We start from the raw sequence: 15,716 nt of genomic DNA on the forward strand, positions 1-15,716 counted from the left end.
TCTATGAGGGGTTCTTTAGGTCTAATGGGCAACCGGGCAAAAATAGGACTATTGTTGCTTATGTTGAGCACGATGGGTTGCAATACGCTCAAAAAGGTGGGGGAAGATGAATTATTGCTTACCAAAAACTCCATTTATGTGAACGAGGAGAAAGTCTCCACAAGTGAGATCAAGGGCCTCATCTCCCAAAAACCCAATAGCAGTGTCCTTGGCTACCCCCTTCGGCTGAACCTATACAACCTTGCCAAGGAAAATCCCGATTCTTCCTTCCAAGACTGGTTGCACAGAACGGAAAAAAGGGAAAAACGCCTGAACAATTTCCTGTCCCAAAAGCAGGTGAGCCGATTGCAGGAATCCTTCATCGTAAAAGGTGCGAGTGAATTTCTGGAGCGGGTCGGCGAGCCTCCCGTGGTGATCGACACCGCACTGACCCGAAAGTCGGTTGAGCGGTTGGAGGCCTACTACAACAGCAAGGGGTATTTCAACAACAATGGTTCCTACGAGATCGTGGAGGGCAAAAAAAAGAAAAGGGCCGAAGTGGAGTACAACATGACCCTGAACAAGCCCTACATCATCGATACCGTCCAGAAAAATATCACCTCGCCCGAACTGGACTCCATTTATGACGTTTCCGCCCGACGGAGCTTCGTAAAGAAAGGCGAGCAGTTCGATTTGGACAACTTTACCTTGGAGCGGGAACGACTGACCACCCTTTTCAGGAATTCAGGGGTCTACAATTTTCAGGAAAGCTCCATCAACTATGATATTTTGAGGGATACCATCAAAAGTGCCGATGACCAGCTCATGGACGTACAACTGAACATCAAAAAGTTCAGGAGCACCACCGACAGTTCCGACACCAATGCGCCCTACAGGATAGCCCGCCTCAAAAAAATCAACATCTATGCGGATTATTCCATCAATGGCGACCCGGATTCCTTAAAAACGTTGGATTACGAAAATTATACCATCCATTACAATGACAAACTCAGGTACAGGCCCAAAGCACTCACCGATGCCATTTTCTTTCAAAAAGACAGCATCTACAGGGATTTGGATCGGATCAGGACCTACAGACAGATCACCAACCTGAACACCTTTAAGTATCCCAACATCGAATTCATTGCAGATTCTACCCAAACGGAACTGGTCTCCAATATCTATTTGGCCGCAAAACCCAAATTCTCGTTGAACCTGAATTTTGACGTTACGCATTCCAACATCCAACAAGTGGGAACGGCTTTCAGTACATCGGTGATCACTCGGAATGTATTTGGTGGCGCAGAGACCTTGAACATTTCGGCAAGGGGTTCTATCGGCCTATTGAGCGATGCATCGCTCTCCAACGAGACCTTCACTTCGGAACTTGGTGGGGACATCAACATCACCTTCCCCAGAATCTGGTTCCCTTTCAATACGGAAAAAATAATCCCCGGCTACATGCTGCCGCAGAGCAGGCTATTGGCAGGTACCAATTTCCAGCGGAACATTGGGTTGGACAAACAATCGCTGAATTCCATATTGTCGTACAACTGGTCCCCGACGGACAGGTTGAAGAACAACCTTGAACTATTGAATGTCGAATTTGTGCGCAATGTGAACCCGGACAACTTTTTCAATGTGTACCGCAACACTTTTTCCAACCTCGATAACATTGCGGACGATTTTCAGGACGACCCCCAATACGCTTCCTTCTATGAAACGGTCAACAATGCCAGCGATTCACTCCGCCTGACCATTCCCGAAGGTGCCAACGGATTTGTAAGGGCCGTGCTCGACAATGAAATACCCGTTACTGAAGACCAATTGGACGAGGTGAACAGTATCGCCGAACGCAGAAGACGATTGACGGACAACAACCTCATTTTTGCCAGCAATTTCACCCATACCAAGAATAGCAAATCAGGCATCAACGACAACGATTTTTACCAATACCGCATAAAATTTGAGAGTGCCGGCGCCATGCTATCGCTCATGTCCAACTTCGTCCCCTACAACAAAAATGACAATGGACAGCTATTGGTGTTCGGGGTTCCGTTTTCCCAATACATCAAGTCTGAGTTTGATTATATCCGACATTGGGAGATCGGCGATTCCCAAGTGATCGCGTTCAGGAGCTTTTTGGGGATGGCGGTCCCCTACGGAAATTCGGACAACATCCCTTTTGTACGGAGTTATTTTGCAGGAGGTTCCAATGACAACAGGGCATGGAACGCATACGAATTGGGTCCTGGAAAGACCAGCAACATCAACGATTTCAATGAGGCCAACCTGAAAATGGCCTTTAATGTGGAGTACAGGTTTCCCATAGCCGGGGATGTAAAAGGGGCTTTCTTTGCGGATGCAGGCAACATCTGGAACGTTTTTGACAATGAAAGCAATCCCGATGCCATATTCCAAGGAATCTCGTCATTGGCAGATATCGCGCTGGGCACAGGACTGGGCCTTCGCTATGACTTTACCTATTTTGTGTTCCGTTTGGATGTCGGGTTCAAGACCTATAATCCTGCAAGAGTGGGGTCCGATCGTTGGTTCAACGAATATAACTTCAGAAATGCGGTCCTCAATATCGGGATCAATTATCCTTTCTAGAGCAAATAATTTATTACTTTTGTTCCCTATTTTAACTCGAAACCATCTAAAACTATGTCCCATAACATTAAACCGGGCGTTGCTACCGGTGATGAAGTACAGGCAATTTTTAAACACGCAAAAGAAAACGGTTACGCACTTCCTGCTATCAATGTAGTTGGCTCCAGCACCATTAATTCCGTATTGGAGACCGCGGCCACACTGAACTCCCCCGTCATCATCCAGTTTTCGAACGGTGGTGCACAGTTCAATGCTGGAAAAGGACTTTCCAATGATGGCCAGAAATCGGCCATCCTCGGAGGAGTGGCAGGTGCCAAGCACGTACACCAATTGGCGGAAGCCTATGGGGCAACGGTCATCCTTCACACCGACCACTGTGCCAAGAAATTGTTGCCATGGATCGATGGGCTTTTGGATGCCAGCGAAGAACATTTCAAGGCCACAGGGAAACCTTTGTACAGCTCACACATGATCGATCTTTCCGAAGAACCTTTGGAAGAGAACATCGGACTGTGCAAGGAATACCTGAAGCGAATGAGCAAAATGGGCATGACCTTGGAAATCGAATTGGGGATCACCGGTGGTGAAGAAGACGGAGTGGACAATTCCGATGTTGACGATTCCAAACTCTACACCCAGCCCGAAGAAGTGGCCTATGCCTATGAAGAGCTTTCAAAAATCAGCCATAGGTTCACCATAGCAGCAGCTTTCGGTAACGTTCACGGGGTCTACAAGCCAGGAAACGTGAAACTGACTCCAAAAATCCTGAGAAACTCCCAAGAATACATTTCGGAAAAATACGGTGTGGGACACAACCATATCGATTTTGTTTTCCACGGTGGATCAGGTTCCACTTTGGAAGAGATCAGGGAAGCCATCGGATATGGGGTCATCAAAATGAACATCGATACCGACCTTCAATATGCCTTTTTGGAAGGAGTTAGGGATTATGTACAGAACAAATCGGCCTACCTTCAAGGGCAAATTGGAAACCCCGAAGGAGATGACCAGCCCAATAAAAAATACTACGACCCTAGGGTTTGGTTGAGAGAAGGTGAAAAGACCTTCATCGCCCGCCTGAAAAAAGCTTTTGAAGACCTGAACAACGTGAACACGCTGTAGGTCATCTAACTAAATATTGATTACATGTCGTCTTGGTTTAAAAGAAAGGAAAAAGGAATACAGACCTTAACGGAGGAGAAAAAGGACACCCCAAAGGGGCTTTGGTACAAGTCTCCCACGGGTAAAATTGTTGAATCTGAAGACCTTGCCAAAAACTTCTATGTCAGTCCCGAGGACGATTACCACGTTAGGATCGGCAGCAAGGAATATTTTGAGATCCTTTTTGATGACAACAAGTTCAAGGAACTGGATGCCAACCTAAAGTCGAAGGACCCCCTAAAGTTCGTGGACACCAAAAAATATTCCGAACGCCTGAAGGCCGCGGAGCAAAAGACCGGTTTGAACGATGCCGTCAGGAGTGCCGTGGGCAAATCTATGGGCAAGGAATTGGTGGTTTCCTGTATGGACTTTGCCTTTATCGGGGGCTCCATGGGCAGTGTGGTAGGTGAAAAGATCTCCCGCGCCATTGACGTGGCCATGAAGAAGAAGATCCCGTTCCTGATGATTTCGAAATCCGGAGGTGCCCGTATGATGGAAGCTGCGCTTTCCCTTATGCAGTTGGCAAAGACATCCGCCAAATTGGCCCAGTTGGCCGAGGCCAAGATACCTTACATTTCCTTGTGCACAGACCCTACCACGGGTGGGACCACGGCCTCCTATGCAATGCTGGGGGACATCAACATCTCCGAGCCCGGTGCCTTGATCGGATTTGCAGGACCAAGGGTGGTCAAGGATACCACGGGAAAAGACCTTCCGGATGGTTTCCAGACCGCTGAATTTTTGAAGGAGCATGGATTTTTGGATTTCATCACACACCGTAGAGATTTGAAGAAAAACATCAACCTGTACATTGATTTGATTTCCAATCAACCCATCAGGTCGTAAACGTTCCCATTAAAGTTTCATAGTCCAAAAAAAGAATTATCTTTGCGCGCTGATCGAAAGTCGATCGATACATAAAAATCATTTAAATAATATTGGAATGTATTTAACCAAAGAAGTAAAAGCCGACATTTTCAAGAAACACGGCGGCTCTGAGAGCAACACCGGTTCTACGGAAGGACAGATTGCACTGTTCACGCACCGTATCAACCACTTGACAGAACACCTTAAAAGGAACCACAAGGATTACAACACCGAGCGTTCCTTGGTAAGACTGGTAGGTAAAAGACGTAGTCTTTTGGATTACCTGAAGAAAAAAGATATTGAAAAGTACCGTACTCTTATCAAAGAGTTGGGTATCAGAAAATAAAAATGGAAGGGGAGGCCTTGGCTTCCCCTTTTTATTTTACTGGATTTGCTCCAGTTTTTAAAAGTCCCGACCCAAAAATCGGGCAAACACAAAAAGCTGCTTATAGTTTTTCATTGGTCAGTGCCCTTGGCACACAACAACAACACAACCCGACCGCCCGGACGGCGGTAGACCAAATGTTTAACGCCCAGATCATCAAGATCGGGTAAGATTATTTGTATGATTCCAAAAACTTTTAAAGAGGTCATTGACCTTGGTGACGGTAGGGAGATTTCCATCGAAACCGGAAAATTGGCAAAACAGGCCCACGGTTCTGTAGTTGTCCAATCAGGCAAATGTATGCTGCTATGTACAGTTGTCTCCAATTATCAAGCTTCGGATGTGGACTTTTTGCCACTTACCGTAGATTATCGTGAAAAATTTGCCGCTGCGGGACGTTACCCAGGCGGTTTCTTCAAGCGTGAAGCAAGGCCCAGCGATGGCGAAGTGCTTACCATGCGTTTGGTGGACAGGGTATTGCGCCCATTGTTCCCGAAAGATTACCACTCAGAGACCCAGGTCATGATCCAATTGATGTCCCATGACGAGGACGTTATGCCGGACGCCATGGCTGGATTGGCCGCTTCTGCAGCCATCCAATTGTCCGACATTCCTTTTGAATGTCCCATTTCCGAGGTTCGTGTAGGTAGGATAAACGGTGAGCTCATCATCAACCCTACCATGGCTCAACTGAAGGATTCCGACATTGACATGGTCATCGGAGCTTCCGAAGATTCCGTAATGATGGTGGAAGGTGAAATGGGTGAGATCTCCGAAGAGGAAATGGTCGAAGCCATCAAGTTTGCCCACGAGGCCATCAAGGTACAATGTGCCGCCCAGGTAAAATTGGCCGAGGCCGTTGGCAAAAAAGAGACCAGGGAGTACGAACCCGAAGCTGAGAACGAAAATCTTCAGAAGAAAGTCCACAGCATGGCCTATGACAAGGTCTATGAAGTGGCCAAGGCCGGTTCTTCCAAAAAAGAGCGAAGCGAGTCCTTTGCCACTATCAAGGAAGAGATCAAAGCCTCTTTTTCCGAAGAAGAATTGGAAGAATTTGGTGGATTGGTTTCCAAATACTACCATAAGACCGAAAAAGAAGCCGTTAGGAACCTTACTTTGGAAGAAGGTCTCCGTTTGGACGGAAGGAAAACCACCGACATTCGCCCCATTTGGTGCGAGGTGGATTACTTGCCCTCGGTACACGGTTCATCCATCTTTACCAGAGGGGAAACACAGGCTTTGGCCACGGTGACCTTGGGAACTTCCAGGGAAGCCAACCAAATAGACATGCCATCCTACGAAGGTGAGGAGACATTCTACTTGCACTATAACTTCCCTCCTTTCTCAACAGGAGAGGCAAGACCTATCCGCGGTACATCCCGAAGAGAGGTCGGACACGGTAACTTGGCACAACGCGCACTCAAAGGAATGATCCCTGCGGATTGCCCTTACACCGTTCGTGTGGTTTCCGAAGTATTGGAGTCCAATGGTTCCTCTTCCATGGCCACCGTTTGTTCGGGCACCATGGCGTTGATGGATGCTGGTATTCAGTTGAAAAAACCCGTTTCCGGTATCGCAATGGGATTGATCACCGATACCGAAAGTGGCAAGTATGCCGTTCTTTCGGACATCTTGGGTGATGAGGACCACTTGGGCGATATGGACTTTAAAGTCACCGGTACGGCAGATGGTATCACTGCCTGCCAAATGGACATTAAAGTAAAGGGGCTTTCCTATGAAATCTTGGTAAAGGCATTGATCCAGGCGAAGGATGGTAGGTTGCACATTCTAAAAGAATTGACCGACACCATTGCCGAGCCAAGACCAGAGGTGAAATCCTACGCTCCAAAAATCGTTACCCGAATCATTCCTGGTGAGTTCATCGGTGCACTGATCGGTAAAGGTGGAGAGGTGATCCAAGATCTACAGAAAAGATCCAAGACCACGATTGTTATCAACGAAGATCCCGAAACCGAAGAAGGTATCGTGGAAATTCTGGGTACCGACCAAGATGGCATCGACATGGTATTGGCCAAGATCGATTCGTTGTTGTTCAAACCGGAAGTGGGCAGCGTTTACGAAGTGAAGGTCATCAAAATGTTGGAATTTGGTGCCGTGGTGGAATATACCGAAGCCCCTGGCAACGAAGTATTGCTCCACGTATCCGAATTGGCTTGGGAACGCACTGAGAATGTTGCCGATGCGGTGAGCATGGGAGACGTGTTTGACGTGAAATACTTTGGTATCGACCCAAGGACCAAAAAGGAAAAAGTTTCCAGAAAGGCCTTGTTGCCAAAACCAGAAGGTTACAAAGAAAGACCTCCAAGAGACGATCGTGGTGGTGACCGTGGTGACCGAAGAGGTGGTGGCGACCGCAGAGGTGGTGGTGACCGCAGAGGCGGTGATCGTGACAGAAAGCCCAGAAGGGACTAAGTCCAACTTCCAAATCAGAAAACAAACCCTGGGAAACATTCCCGGGGTTTTTCTTTTTTAGAAAACTTTCACAAAGAAATTTTACCAAATTGTAACTTTTTAAATTTTTCAACGTATAATCTAATGAGCCTCTGCTCACAAACTTAATTTGAAGGGAATTTTTTAGATGAGACAGTTAAAGATTACAAAACAGGTTACCAATAGGGAAACCGCATCGTTGGACAAATATTTGCAGGAAATCGGCAAGGTGGACTTGATCACTGCCGATGAGGAAGTGGAGCTAGCACAACGGATAAAGGCGGGAGATCAGGTAGCCTTGGAAAAATTGACCAAAGCCAACCTCAGGTTCGTCGTTTCCGTGGCCAAACAATACCAAAACCAAGGACTCACCCTTCCCGATTTGATCAATGAAGGGAACTTGGGATTGATCAAGGCCGCACAGCGTTTTGACGAGACCCGTGGATTTAAATTTATTTCATATGCCGTTTGGTGGATCCGTCAGTCCATTCTTCAGGCCTTGGCGGAACAATCCAGGATTGTACGTCTGCCCTTGAACAAAATTGGCTCCATCAACAAGATCAACAAGACCTTTGCTTTCTTGGAGCAAGCGCACGAACGTACCCCATCTGCCGAGGAAATTGCCAAAGAATTGGACATGACCGTGGAAGATGTGAAGCAATCCTTGAAGAATTCGGGTCGTCACGTATCCATGGACGCCCCTCTGATCGATGGTGAGGATTCCAACCTATACGATGTATTGCGAAGTGGGGAGTCCCCTAACCCGGACAAGGAACTTTTGCATGAATCCTTGCGTACGGAAATCGAGCGTGCACTGGAGACCTTGACCCCCAGGGAGGCCGATGTTATCAGGCTTTACTTTGGTTTGGCCGGACAACATTCCATGACCTTGGAAGAGATCGGAGAAACTTTTGACCTCACTAGGGAAAGGGTCCGACAGATCAAGGAAAAGGCCATCCGAAGGCTAAAACACACCTCCAGAAGTAAGATTTTAAAGACATATCTGGGATAAAGTGCTAAAAAAACACAATAAATTACAGTTAAACATACCTTAAATTGTTTTTTTGGCAGGAAAGTTGTAATTTGTGTACCTACAACAGTTAATCATGACTGTTCGTTTTTTGATTGATGAATAAACTCCGGCTGATTACCGGAGTTTTTTCATTTATAGGAACCTTGTAATTGGCTAACTTTGCACCATGGACAAGACAATAATCGCCCCTTCGTTACTAGCCTCTGATTTTGCCAATCTGCAACGCGATATCGAAATGGTGAACCAAAGTGAGGCCGATTGGTTTCATTTGGACATCATGGACGGGATGTTCGTTCCCAATATCTCTTTTGGGATGCCCGTGGTGGAAGCCATTGCCAAGCATGCCAAAAAACCATTGGACACCCATTTGATGATCATGGACCCCGACCGCTATATCAAAACCTTTGCGGAACTGGGTGTGGCACATCTTACTGTGCATTATGAGGTTTGCCCCCATTTGCACAGGACCTTGCAGGCCATAAAGGCAGAGGGCATGAAGGCCGGCGTGGCCATCAACCCACACACGTCCATCAACCTGTTGGAAGATACCATCCAAGATATCGATATTGTGATCGTGATGAGCGTAAACCCCGGTTTTGGGGGACAATCGTTCATTGAGAACACCTATCAAAAGGTGAAAGACCTGAAAAATCTGATCCAACGAAAAAATGCAAATACCCTGATTGAGATCGATGGGGGCGTCAATGCGGCCAACGCCAAGAAATTGGTGGAACACGGTGCCGATGTTTTGGTGGCCGGCAGTTTTGTGTTCAAAAGTGAACATCCGACAGAAACCATCAAAGATCTAAAAGAAAGGACACTATAATGCAGGAGTTTGATGTTGTAATCATTGGGGGCGGCCCCATTGGCATTGCCTGTGGACTGGAGGCCAAAAAGAGAGGCCTCAGCTATATCATCATTGAAAAAGGACCCATTGTCAACTCGCTGTTCAACTACCCCATCAACATGCAGTTTTTTTCTTCTTCGGAAAAACTGGAAATAGATGGTATCCCCTTTATCAGCAAGGAGGCCAAGCCCAAGCGCAATGAGGCCTTGGAATATTACCGAAGGATCGTGACCTCCAATGATCTGGACATCCACCTTTTTGAAAAGGTCAATTCTGTTGAAAAAGAGGGGGATTGGTTCCATTTGAATACCGACAAAGACCAATATAAGGCCAAAAATGTGGTCGTGGCCACTGGTTTTTATGACCTGCCCAACCGCATCAACGTTCCGGGCGAAGACTTGCCCAAGGTATCCCATTATTATAAGGATCCCCATTTTTATGCCAGTCAGAAATTGGCCGTGATCGGGGCCAGCAACTCGGCCATCGATGCCGCTTTGGAATGCTGGCGAAAGGGCGCAGAGGTTACCCTGATCATCCGAGGTCCTGAAGTAGGCCCAAGGGTAAAATATTGGGTGCGTCCGGACATCATCAACCGAATCGAGGAAGGCAGCATCAAGGCCTATTACAACAGCAGTGTTAAAGAAATAACGCCAAGGGAAATCATCATTGACACCCCAGAGGGCGAGATTTCCTTGGAAAACGATTTTGTCCTTGCACTGACCGGCTACATGCCCAATTTCACCTTTTTGGAAAAGCTGGGCATTGCCCTTTCCGACGATGAGAAGCGTCTTCCCTCCTATGATCCCGAGACGATGGAGACGAACATTCCGGGATTGTTCTTGGCCGGGGTGATCTGTGGCGGAATGGAGACCCATAAATGGTTCATCGAAAACTCACGTATCCATGCCCCCATCATCATGGATGCCATTACAAAGAAGACCGCATCTGCTTAACCCATCAATCATGTTGCCATACGCTAAGGTTGTCTACTCTTTTCCAAAGGAAAAGAACGACCCTACATTACCCAAAATGAACCATTAGCGTGTAAAACTGTATTCCTTCAGCATTTTTATCTTTGTTGATACACAACTCCAAAAGTTTTGATATGACCAAGATCATCATTGCGTCCGATTGCGGAAATTCACCGAAAAGAGAATTCCTGAAAAAACTGAACATTGCCTTTGCCAAGGGAGATGTGGCCTACTTGGGCAACTGTGTGACCGAAAGCATCCGCTGGAAAATCATTGGGGACAAGACCTTGGAAGGAAAGGAAGAATTCTTGAAGGAATTGGACACCATGAAAGCCTCCATCGCCTCGGAACTTGTCCTTGACAAAATACTGACCCACGGGAAGGAAGGGGCCGTGAACGGCATCATCAAAATGCAGGATGGCAAGGAATATGCCTTTTCGGACTTCTATGAATTCAACAGTGGTAGGGAGGCCAAAGTGAAGTCCATCACCTCCTATGTAATCAAAATTTAATCCCTGTGTAGTTTCAGGGTATTCAAAAATCAGGGGGATGACTTAACTTTAGCGCCAATAACTCCATCAACTTTGAATACTTTTATGAAAGCACTTGCCACCATCGGGCTTTTGGTTTTGAGCAATACCTTTATGGTGGTTGCTTGGTATGGCCACCTCAAATTCCACGAATGGAAGTGGTTCAACAAACTGGGACTGATCTCCATTGTACTCATCAGTTGGGGAATTGCCCTTTTTGAATACATGTTCCAAGTGCCCGCGAACAAAATTGGGTTTCGGGAAAACGGTGGACCGTTCAGCCTGATTCAATTAAAGGTGATCCAAGAAGTCATCACCCTTGTGGTGTTCGCCATCTTCACCTTGGTGGTCTTCAAGACCGAGACCTTTCGAACCAATCACATCATCTCCTTTATTTTTCTGGTCATGGCTGTGTATTTTATGTTCAAGAAGTAAATTAGCCCATTTAGAGGGTTTCCAGCTGTGCCTGCAATGCTCCATTTTCCCGAAGCATGGCCCTTCCATCCCTGAAACTCAAATAGGAATGCCCTTTTTGGTGGTTGAGCATGCTCACCTCGCACATCATGCCCCAATGCCTCGTGATTTCTTTCCATGCAAACCATAGCGAATGCCCAGGGTCGTAGATATGGGTGGCCTCCCCCCCTGCTCCATTGATTTCTATGGCGCAAAAATTCTTGCCCTCGCAAAGCTCCTCAAAGGTATTGTAGAGGACATCCAACCTACCGTAATGAAAATCCTCCATGGGAACGCAGACCTCATTTATGGTCTTGGTGAGCGCATCGTTCAACCTATGGCTGATGTCCACGAACTTGGCGCCTCTGGTGTGGCTTCCGTAGGGAACCAGGATATGCTCCTGCCCCTTTTCCAAAACAGTGTTTAATTGCTCTCCCAACTTTTCCCTCAATCTGTGCAATTGCAGATGGCTTCTCGGGTTTTTCTTGATGAGTTCCAATACGGTGCTTTTTCCGTCACCAACAACGGATAGAAATTCCTTGGAAACAATTCCCGTTACCTTCCCAAGGGCTTCTCCTGGTTTTCGGATATAAAAAATACCCACTTCCTTAGTATAGGGAATCAGTTCTTGCGCCAAGTAGTGGGAAGGGGTTTTCCTCACATACTCCCTGAACTGCTGCTCATCGTATATTTTTTCCACCCCGAAGGATTTCATACCAATATCGGGCTTGGCAATAAAAGGAAAAGATATGCCCGAAGCCTGTATCCGCCCCAAGGCCACATCGGGCGGTTCATCCTTGGCAAGGAACACCGTATTGGGAATATATTGCCGGGGTATGAGCCCGTAAATGGACATTTTGGATTCCATGGCCATTCCCCCATTTTTCATGCTGGGATTGGCGGCATTGAAAAAGAAAAAGGAGCCTGCCTTTAGGGAATAGTAGAGCCAAACCGGAAACAGTGGATAATAAATGGCCCACAACGGCCAATATTCCCAGTGGGTGAGCTTGTGCCACTTCAATTTTAGGGAAGCCATTCTTTAAACGGTGAGTTGGTTCGATGAAAAAGAGACCTCAAACACCTTATCGTTCAGCAGGTCGATGTGCTTCAGCAAATTTTGTCCTTCCTGTTCCAGTATGGCCTGGGTGACACTGAAGGTCTTTAGTCCAGTTTCACGGTCTATCACAAATCCATTCTCAAAATCCTGGTGGTTGTTGGTATGGAAATCCACCACATCCGAAGCTTCAATAGGGTGGGTCTTTTTTACAAATCCATCGAACAACGAAGCCCGGTGTCCGATAACGGCATCATCATACAAGGTAACAGACGACCAGATATGGCTTTTGGTCTTGTCCAGCGGTCTAAAATATTTTTGTCCACCGTCCCACCTGAATTCCAATAAATGGAAATGGAACAGCACCAAGGTGAAGGGCTCTATATTATGAAGATCCATTTCCGAAAGCAGGGCCACGGGATCTTCGGCACCAATGATGTCCAAAAGGACCAACCCCCGACTTTTTTCATAATCGCCCAAGGGCCTGTGTTTGACAAAGGCTCCGTTCAGCAACACGGCAATGGCCCCATTGTCATTAAGGGCAAACCAAGTGCCCCCGGCCTTGGGATCTTTGGGAAAGAGCACTTTCACGGAACCTAGGGTCTCTTCCTTGGGTTCGTGGGCCAACGGTCGGGAGATATGCTCGTCCCTATTGGAGGTAATGATATACTTATCCCCGGAAGGAACAAAACTTACTGTGCACATGCTTTTCTAAATTGTATGGTAGATGGTGCCACCCCGAAAGATTCAGGGAGCTGCTTTTCCGTAAAATGCTGGATGCCCACTTTGATGAGCGCATGATGGTGAATGGTATGTTCAAGGTTGTACATCACCTCCCTGTGGTAATTGGATTCCAAACAGATATCCTCCCCGCCCAGTTCATAATTGACCTTGATAGGCTTGTTCGGGCGCTCCAACCGGGCCTGGATCCAACTGAGCTGTTCAATGGCAAAGGGTAGTTCCTCTGCAATTTTTAGATTGCGCTCCCGCCGATCATAGGAAACATCGGCGGCCTCATAACCATTGATCAAACAAAGGTACAGCTCAATGATATGGCGGGTATGTTGGCCAATACTGGAGTCGGAGAGTACACTACATGACTGTGCATAGCAGTCCTTCGGCAATCCCAAAAGGATGTGCTTAAACTGCTCAAGGGTATCCAAAGAAGATTTGAACATACTTACTCGATTTTAGGATGAATTCGTTTTTTGATGAATAGGAACATAAGGTAGAAAGAAAATCCAAGGTACAACAACCCCATCAACAGATTTGTAATGGTATGATAGTGGCCATAGTTGCCAAAAAGAAACTTACCCGCAACGATAAAAATCCCCAGCCCGATGAGGGTCCCCAAACCAATGCCCAACATGTAGGGCACATAATGGCTGTTCGAATGCTTTAGGATTCCTTTGTGGTCCAGTGTTTTGTTCCAAGTCAACCAAAAAGGAAACTGCAAGGGGTTCAGTGCGCTCAGCAACAGCCCCAATGCAAAGGTTGATTTTATATGGGAAAAAAAATCCGCTTTGGAACCGGTCACTGGGACACTGCCCATATCCATAAAACTGACCAAGGACAGATAGAGCAAAAAAACTATCCCAAACGGAAGGATATACTTCAGCGCCTTTTCTCCCAAGTGTAACCTTTCATTCCCATAAAGCGTGATCCTGACCACTGAAAGTTCCGCCAAAACCACGGCCACGGCAAACCAAACCGCAGAGACTGGACCTTGAGATGCCGCAATGTCAAAAGCGGTAAGGTTGAGCGTTCCAAAGGGCAAGGCCCCAACGAAGCTGATCAACAAACCATAAAAACAAACTTTTGCGTAATTGGGCATATAGAGGATTGGTTGTCAATGGCGTTCCAAATGCATGGACAGCACAGGAGCAATTTGCTCATTAGACTTGGATTTCTTAGGAATGTTACGGATTCTTGATTTTTTTCCAGTTCTCGTCCGCCTTGGTTCTCAGGTCATTTGGAGATTCATCAAGCCATAAATCCAATGTATTGGTATGGCCCGCGTTGTAGAAGAGGTAAAGTTTTCCTTGCCGGACCTCAAAAGTTTCCGGGTTCACCCTTACCTTTTTTCCAGATACGGCCACCGCATAGGCACAATAACCTCCATATTCAGGTAGATATCTTGTAGGCTCGGCCATGAACGTTTCCAAATGGGATTGGTTCTCAAACTTATATTTAACCCCATCATACTCGGTCGTGAATTGTTTTAGACCTTCCTTGGCCTTGCCTGAAAAATAGGAAACCACGTCATATCCATTGGCGGCATAGCCCTTTTGGGTATTGTAGTCAACGGTCTGTGCTTGGACCAAAGCCCCGATGGTCAAAAAGAGGGTGAAGAATGCTTTTTTCATGTGTGCTTGTCTTTAGTTCCGTAAGCCAATAGGAGAAAATCCAGTGGTTTGGAATTGGGTTAGTCAGAAGGTTTTTTTATTCCTTTCACGGATTTGGGATAAATTCCAAACTGACCAGCTAGATTTCCAAGCTTTGGCACCATCAAAATAGGAATCATTTTTCCACAGGAAATCATTTCCCCTTCTTCAAACCGCCCATCCGTCAACCCAAAACAAGCATCCGTCAATTGAGCCAAAATTCCTCAGGACCATTTGCTAATTTGAAGGTCAAAAAGATTGGTTTTTGATTAAAAATCAATAGCATAACTAACATTCATTTTATGAAAACAACACTCTTGAACATATCAAAAATGTCCCTCCTACTTTTCTTGGGGCTTGGCACTATCCTGATTTCCTGCACTGGTGAAGATGGTAAAGATGGGATCAACGGCGAAATGGGACCTGCTGGTCAGGATGGGAACGCCAATGTAATCGTTTCCGATTGGATGCATATCTCATGGGGTACTGTAAACAGCGATGTACCTCCAACATCTGGACGAATGTATTTCCAAGAAATCCCAGGTATAGACAACATTGAGGATTTCGTGAAAACCGGAGGGGTCATTCTCGTCTATTTAAAACATGGAATTATCCCAAACGGTGGCCTTGTCCATATATCTCTGCTTCCATATCAAGACGGTTCCGATCACTTATATGCCTATATCTCAACAACTACAGCGCCACAAATTTACGTAACTGGGTTGGTTGTGCGTGCAGAATCAAGCGATGTGACCCACTTTGAAAACAATGATGATTTTATGGTCAAATATGTAGTAGTACCCGCCAACATTGCACAAAACAGTGGCATGACCAGTCAAACTGCGAAGGACTTTGACGAGGTTATCACTTTACTTGGGTTGAATCAATAGGTTCAGTGGAATTGTTGTTCAGCATTTTTAAAAAAAAAAGGGGGGTTTTTACCTATCCACAATCACTTCCACTTCTTCAAACCGCCCATCCGTCAACC

16 protein-coding genes are annotated in these 15,716 nt (G+C 46.4%); 11 read left to right on the plus strand and 5 right to left on the minus strand.

The window, feature by feature from the left end; all coding sequences use genetic code 11:
- The first annotated feature begins 3 nt into the window (after window positions 1-3).
- The 10 genes from tamL to DB398_RS10090 all read left to right on the plus strand — a co-directional run bounded on the left by tamL (window position 4) and on the right by DB398_RS10090 (window position 11,272).
- A complete protein-coding gene (tamL, locus tag DB398_RS10040) occupies window positions 4-2,592 on the plus strand; it encodes a translocation and assembly module lipoprotein TamL (protein WP_108424258.1) in 2,589 nt (862 codons plus the stop codon).
- 54 nt (window positions 2,593-2,646) lie between these two features.
- Window positions 2,647-3,714 (plus strand): class II fructose-bisphosphate aldolase, encoded by a 1,068-nt coding sequence (fbaA, locus tag DB398_RS10045; RefSeq protein WP_108424259.1) that lies wholly within the window; start codon window positions 2,647-2,649, stop codon window positions 3,712-3,714.
- A gap of 24 nt (window positions 3,715-3,738) precedes the next feature.
- Window positions 3,739-4,599 carry an acetyl-CoA carboxylase, carboxyltransferase subunit beta gene (gene accD, locus DB398_RS10050; protein ID WP_108424260.1) on the plus strand — a complete coding sequence of 287 codons (861 nt, stop codon included), beginning with the start codon at window positions 3,739-3,741 and terminating at the stop codon, window positions 4,597-4,599.
- A gap of 97 nt (window positions 4,600-4,696) precedes the next feature.
- Window positions 4,697-4,966, plus strand: coding sequence for a 30S ribosomal protein S15 (gene rpsO / locus DB398_RS10055; RefSeq protein ID WP_108424261.1), 270 nt, complete (start codon window positions 4,697-4,699; stop codon window positions 4,964-4,966).
- Window positions 4,967-5,185: 219 nt separating this feature from the next.
- Window positions 5,186-7,438: a polyribonucleotide nucleotidyltransferase gene (locus tag DB398_RS10065; protein ID WP_108424263.1), complete on the plus strand. Its 2,253-nt coding sequence runs from the start codon at window positions 5,186-5,188 to the stop codon at window positions 7,436-7,438.
- 166 nt (window positions 7,439-7,604) lie between these two features.
- Window positions 7,605-8,468 (plus strand): sigma-70 family RNA polymerase sigma factor, encoded by an 864-nt coding sequence (locus DB398_RS10070; protein ID WP_072878578.1) that lies wholly within the window; start codon window positions 7,605-7,607, stop codon window positions 8,466-8,468.
- A 187-nt stretch (window positions 8,469-8,655) separates the two neighbouring features.
- Window positions 8,656-9,315: a ribulose-phosphate 3-epimerase gene (gene rpe, locus DB398_RS10075; protein ID WP_108424264.1), complete on the plus strand. Its 660-nt coding sequence runs from the start codon at window positions 8,656-8,658 to the stop codon at window positions 9,313-9,315.
- Window positions 9,315-10,289: a YpdA family putative bacillithiol disulfide reductase gene (locus DB398_RS10080; protein WP_108424265.1), complete on the plus strand. Its 975-nt coding sequence runs from the start codon at window positions 9,315-9,317 to the stop codon at window positions 10,287-10,289. The genes rpe and DB398_RS10080 overlap by 1 nt, the downstream gene beginning before the upstream one ends.
- Before the next feature lie 152 nt (window positions 10,290-10,441).
- Window positions 10,442-10,819, plus strand: coding sequence for a nuclear transport factor 2 family protein (locus DB398_RS10085; RefSeq protein WP_108424394.1), 378 nt, complete (start codon window positions 10,442-10,444; stop codon window positions 10,817-10,819).
- 84 nt (window positions 10,820-10,903) lie between these two features.
- Window positions 10,904-11,272, plus strand: coding sequence for a DMT family protein (locus DB398_RS10090; protein WP_108424266.1), 369 nt, complete (start codon window positions 10,904-10,906; stop codon window positions 11,270-11,272).
- Window positions 11,273-11,282: 10 nt separating this feature from the next.
- Here the strand turns inward: DB398_RS10090 and DB398_RS10095 are convergent, their stop codons facing one another.
- The 5 genes from DB398_RS10095 to DB398_RS10115 form a co-directional block, all read right to left on the minus strand.
- Window positions 11,283-12,326 (minus strand): ATP-grasp domain-containing protein, encoded by a 1,044-nt coding sequence (locus DB398_RS10095; RefSeq protein WP_108424267.1) that lies wholly within the window; start codon window positions 12,324-12,326, stop codon window positions 11,283-11,285.
- Window positions 12,327-12,329: 3 nt separating this feature from the next.
- Window positions 12,330-13,049, minus strand: coding sequence for an NRDE family protein (locus tag DB398_RS10100; RefSeq protein WP_108424268.1), 720 nt, complete (start codon window positions 13,047-13,049; stop codon window positions 12,330-12,332).
- Window positions 13,037-13,522: a hypothetical protein gene (locus DB398_RS10105; protein WP_108424269.1), complete on the minus strand. Its 486-nt coding sequence runs from the start codon at window positions 13,520-13,522 to the stop codon at window positions 13,037-13,039. The genes DB398_RS10100 and DB398_RS10105 overlap by 13 nt, the downstream gene beginning before the upstream one ends.
- 2 nt (window positions 13,523-13,524) lie before the next feature.
- Window positions 13,525-14,178, minus strand: coding sequence for a LysE family transporter (locus DB398_RS10110; protein ID WP_108424270.1), 654 nt, complete (start codon window positions 14,176-14,178; stop codon window positions 13,525-13,527).
- An 85-nt stretch (window positions 14,179-14,263) separates the two neighbouring features.
- Complete coding sequence (locus DB398_RS10115; protein WP_108424271.1) at window positions 14,264-14,710, minus strand: YHS domain-containing (seleno)protein; 447 nt, start codon at window positions 14,708-14,710, stop codon at window positions 14,264-14,266.
- A gap of 320 nt (window positions 14,711-15,030) precedes the next feature.
- On the opposite strand from DB398_RS10115, the gene DB398_RS18450 reads away from it, so the two are divergent.
- A complete protein-coding gene (locus DB398_RS18450; RefSeq protein ID WP_199913381.1) occupies window positions 15,031-15,618 on the plus strand; it encodes a hypothetical protein in 588 nt (195 codons plus the stop codon).
- Window positions 15,619-15,716 lie beyond the last annotated feature (98 nt).

Source organism: Flagellimonas amoyensis, from assembly GCF_003058265.1.
GTDB lineage: Bacteria > Bacteroidota > Bacteroidia > Flavobacteriales > Flavobacteriaceae > Flagellimonas > Flagellimonas amoyensis.